Source organism: Mycobacterium sp., from assembly GCF_049281135.1.
Lineage (GTDB): Bacteria > Actinomycetota > Actinomycetes > Mycobacteriales > Mycobacteriaceae > Mycobacterium.
This window is the reverse complement of the sequence record NZ_JBAPRN010000374.1, coordinates 1-3,959: the sequence shown is the minus strand read 5'-3', so window position 1 is coordinate 3,959 and position 3,959 is coordinate 1. Positions and strand designations below refer to the sequence as shown.

General features: G+C 65.7%; 4 protein-coding genes and 1 pseudogene. 2 read left to right on the top strand and 3 right to left on the bottom strand.

Features of this window, described 5'->3' with window-relative positions; translation table 11 throughout:
* Together WAN02_RS15100 and WAN02_RS15095 are read left to right on the top strand one after the other, a co-directional pair.
* Window positions 1–321, top strand: a pseudogene (locus WAN02_RS15100) (NAD(P)/FAD-dependent oxidoreductase); the annotation flags it as partial.
* Between the two features lie 30 nt (window positions 322–351).
* Complete coding sequence (locus WAN02_RS15095; RefSeq protein ID WP_422265011.1) at window positions 352–1,533, top strand: glycosyltransferase; 1,182 nt, start codon at window positions 352–354, stop codon at window positions 1,531–1,533.
* 7 nt (window positions 1,534–1,540) lie between these two features.
* Here WAN02_RS15095 and WAN02_RS15090 read toward each other — a convergent pair whose 3' ends face one another.
* The 3 genes from WAN02_RS15090 to WAN02_RS15080 all read right to left on the bottom strand — a co-directional run.
* Window positions 1,541–2,011, bottom strand: a complete 471-nt coding sequence (locus WAN02_RS15090; protein WP_422265009.1) for a nuclear transport factor 2 family protein — start codon at window positions 2,009–2,011, stop codon at window positions 1,541–1,543.
* Window positions 2,008–2,898, bottom strand: coding sequence for an LLM class F420-dependent oxidoreductase (locus WAN02_RS15085; protein WP_422265008.1), 891 nt, complete (start codon window positions 2,896–2,898; stop codon window positions 2,008–2,010). Before WAN02_RS15085 ends, WAN02_RS15090 begins: the two co-directional genes overlap by 4 nt.
* Before the next feature lie 12 nt (window positions 2,899–2,910).
* On the bottom strand, window positions 2,911–3,959 hold a 1,049-nt coding region (locus WAN02_RS15080; protein ID WP_422265007.1), incomplete at its 5' end, for a 4-alpha-glucanotransferase.

Here is a 3,959-nt window from a genome sequence, read left to right as displayed (position 1 = left end):
GGCGGCAACGTGGCCGCCAGCCTCGGGCGCGGGAAGAAGCGTGAGTACAGGCACCACGACATGGGTTTGGTGGTCGACCTGGGGCCGCATCAGGCAGTGGCAAACCCATTGAAGATCCAACTGTCAGGATTCCCAGCCAAATTCGTCACCCGCGCCTACCACTTGTATGCGATACCTCGCGGGGTCAACCGATGGGCTGTCGCGCTGGCATATCTCACCGATGCCCTCTTCGCCCGTTCGATCGTATCGCTGGGGCTCTCGACGCAAAGCGACGCTGCGTTCTCGACCAGCGAGGGTATTCCGCTGCCGAAAATTGACTGAGCCGCTTCACTGCAAGTTAGGTTTCCTCCCATGAAGATCGTCGTGGCGGCCTATGGCAGTCGGGGCGATGTCGAGCCCGCTTTCGCCGTCGGCGCGGAACTGCGCCGCCGGGGTCACGATGTACGCATGGCCGCAACGGTGTCGCCGGAGATGAGGGCGTACGTCGAGACGGCGGGTCTTGTTTCGGTCCCGTATGGACGGGATTGGCAGGAACTCCTCGGTGACGAGGACTTCACCCGGATGCTGCAGAACCCAGCCGGCACAATCCCGCAAGCCGTCGAATACGTTGCTCAGGTCGTGGCGGAGAAGCACGCGACTTTGGCGTCTTTGACCGGTGACGCCGACCTGCTGGTGGCGGGGATGACCGAGCAGGTGCCGGCCGCCAATATCGCTGAGTATCGCCGTATTCCGCTGGCGGCGCTGCACTTCTTCCCGTCGCAGATCCTGCAACCCGGATCTCCGCCGGGCGGCGCGACGACGCAGACTGATCGCGCCCAGCGCCAGGCGCTCGGCTTGCCCGACGAACCGCAACCGGGCGAGCGACCGCTGGAGATCCAGGCGTACGAGGAGCTTTGCCTGCCCGCCTTGGCGGCCCAATGGGCGGCTGAAGACGATCGACGGCCTTTCGTCGGCGCGCTGACGCTGCAATTACCCACCGACACCGACGACGAGGCGCTGTCGTGGATCGCTGCTGGACCGCCGCCCGTGTACTTCGGCTTCGGCAGCACACCAATGCCCGCGCCAACTGACACGATCGCCGTGGTCGGCGCCGCGTGTTCGCGGGTCGGCGCCCGAGCCTTGATATGCATGGACGTCAACGACTTTGGTGGTGTCCCGAATGTAGACAACGTCAAGGTCGTGCGTGAGGTGAACCATGCGGCCATATTCCCGGCCTGCTGCGCGGTAGTGCACCACGGCGGCGCCGGTACGACGGCAGCCGGCCTGCGCGCTGGAACTCCGACGTTGATCCTCTGGAACGGGCTCGATCAGCCGATGTGGGCGGCGGCCATCGAATACCTCGAAGTCGGCTTCGGGCGGCGCTTTTCGGACAGCACTCTGGATTCGCTGACCGCCGACCTGCACCAGATCCTCTCTCCGAAATACGCCGCGCAGGCGCGCACGGTGGCGACGAAAATGAGTACACCTGCCGAAAGCCTCACCAGGGCAGCTGATTTACTCGAAGAACTTGCCGGCCGGGGTACCAGAGCCTGATCGGCCGTCAGCCCGAAGACGCACCTCGCACCTGCCGCACCTGCCGGTTGTCAATGGCGTCGATCGTCAAAACCCGGCTGCGAATCCGCCACGTCGTGTCGATGCACTGATATTCGTCGTCGTATCGCAGATGCCAGGTCGCGTCGCGGAGCTGATCCCCGTGCTGGATCCAATGATGCGCAATGCAGGCGATGCGCCCGCGGGCAGTTCCGGGCCGGGGACCGGCGTCATAGACCTCGCCGATAACGGCGTGCTGGGTGCGGATTGTGGCAGCGACGGTAGCCGCCACGTCCCTGATGGCCGCACGACCACGGTGCTGGCGAACCGGTTCCAACGTCGCCGGCGGGTCAGGCAGTGTCAGTTCCGCTTCTTCGGTGAAAAGATCTGCGACAGCATCGAATCGACGGTCGTCGACATATGCGGCGTAACGATGTACGAGATCGGCGAGAGCCGCCCGGTCGAGCCCGCTGAGCGTCATGTCGACAGGGAAAGCCGTTGGGCACAGGCCGACAGCTCGTCCTTGGCCTGCTCGAGGTCGGTGGTCGGCGGCATGGCCAGCACCAGTCGACCGGCGCCTTGGGCGACCAATCGCTCAGCGCGCTCGGGGTCGACTTTGGTGACCGAATGACCCAGCGACACTTCGATATCTGCCGGATCGCGTCCGGCGGCCGCCGCCTCGTCGCGCATCAACCCCAGCAATACCTCCAGCTTGGAGCCGGCCACTCCCAACGGCTGAAAGCCATCGCCGAAGCGACCGGCCCGTCGGGCCGCCGCTTTACTGTGTCCGCCAATATGCAACGGAAGATGCTTCCCGGCAACTGGTTTCGGACTGCAGACCACATTGGCGAACTCGAAGAACTCGCCGTGATGAGTGACGCCGTTCGGCTGCGGATCCCACAACCCCCGCAGCACCGCCAACTGCTCGTCGGCGCGTCGACCCCGGCTTTCGAACTCGGTGCCGCACGCCTCGATCTCTTCTCGCAGCCAGCCCACTCCGACGCACAACCGAAGCCTTCCACCCGACAACGCATCGACGGTCGCCACCCGCTTGGCCAGCACCACCGGATGATGGTTGGGCAGCACGAGAACTCCGGTGGCCAGCCCGAGCCGATCGGTGTGGGCGGCGAGAAACGCCAGCAGGTCAAGCGGATCGGGGACTGGGCAGTCGGACGCCAATTCCACCCGGCCCGAAGGGTCGTAGGGATAAACGCTGTCGTAGCGAGTCGCCAGGACGGTGTGCTCGACGGCGACGATCGATTCGAAGCCGCATGCTTCAACGTGGCGGGCGAACGGCGCCATCCACCGCGGGTCTGCGGTAACACCGGCAGCGACCGGGGCGACGACGGCGAATTTGACGGTCTTCATGGCAAATTGAAGCTAACAGGCCGGTTCGGCCGGGCGGACGGCCGTCTGGGCTCGCATGGCGTCGGCCAGAGCGATCGCGCGGTGATTGGTGAACACGTCTTCGAGCAGGATCGGGCGGCCATCGGGACCACTCAGCGGAACCCGCCAGTTGGGGTATTCATCGGTGGTGCCCGGTTGGTTCTGCGTGCGCTGATCGCCAACAGCGTCGGTCAGGGCAAGGCCAAGCAGCCGCGACGGCGTCCGGCCCAAATACTTGTACAGGGCGAGCACGGTCTCCTCGACGTCGGCGTGTTTCGACAGCAGGCCGACTCGACGCAACTCCGCCAGCCACGCCGCCCGCTCGGCTTCGGCGGCCGCAAGCTCCTGCTCGACCGGCCGGGTCAACAAGCCCAGCGAATCCCGTAGGCGCACATGCTCGTTGGCGAGATAGCCGGCGGTCGGCGGTAGGTCGTGAGTGGTCACCGACGACAGGCAATATTCGCGCCAGCGCTCGGCCGGCAGCGGACCGCCACCACCGTCGCGGTCCAGTTCGAACCACAGAATCGACGTGCCGAGCACGCCGCGTCCCCGTAGATAGTCGCGCACCCATGGCTCAACGGTGCCCAGATCCTCACCAACCACCAGCGCCAGGGCGCGATAAGCCTCCAGCGCGACGATGCCGATCATCGCCTCGTGGTCATAACGGACATACGTGCCCTCGGTGGGGGCTTGGCCCTTCGGAATCCACCACAGCCGGAACAAGCCGATGATGTGATCGATGCGCACCCCGCCGGCGTGCCGTAACACGCTGCGGATCAGGGCCCGGAACGGTTGATACTCCAGCTCTTCGAGGCGGTCCGGACGCCACGGCGGTTGCGACCAGTCCTGGCCAAGCTGGTTGAACTCGTCTGGCGGCGCGCCGGCGGACACCCCGAGGGCCAACGCGTCCTGCAGCGCCCAGGAGTCGGCGCCGTTGGGATGCACGCCGACGGCGAGGTCGTGCATGATCCCCAGCGACATTCCCGCGGAAATCGCCTGCGACTGCGTGGTGGCGAGTTGCTCGTCGAGCTGCCATTGCAGCC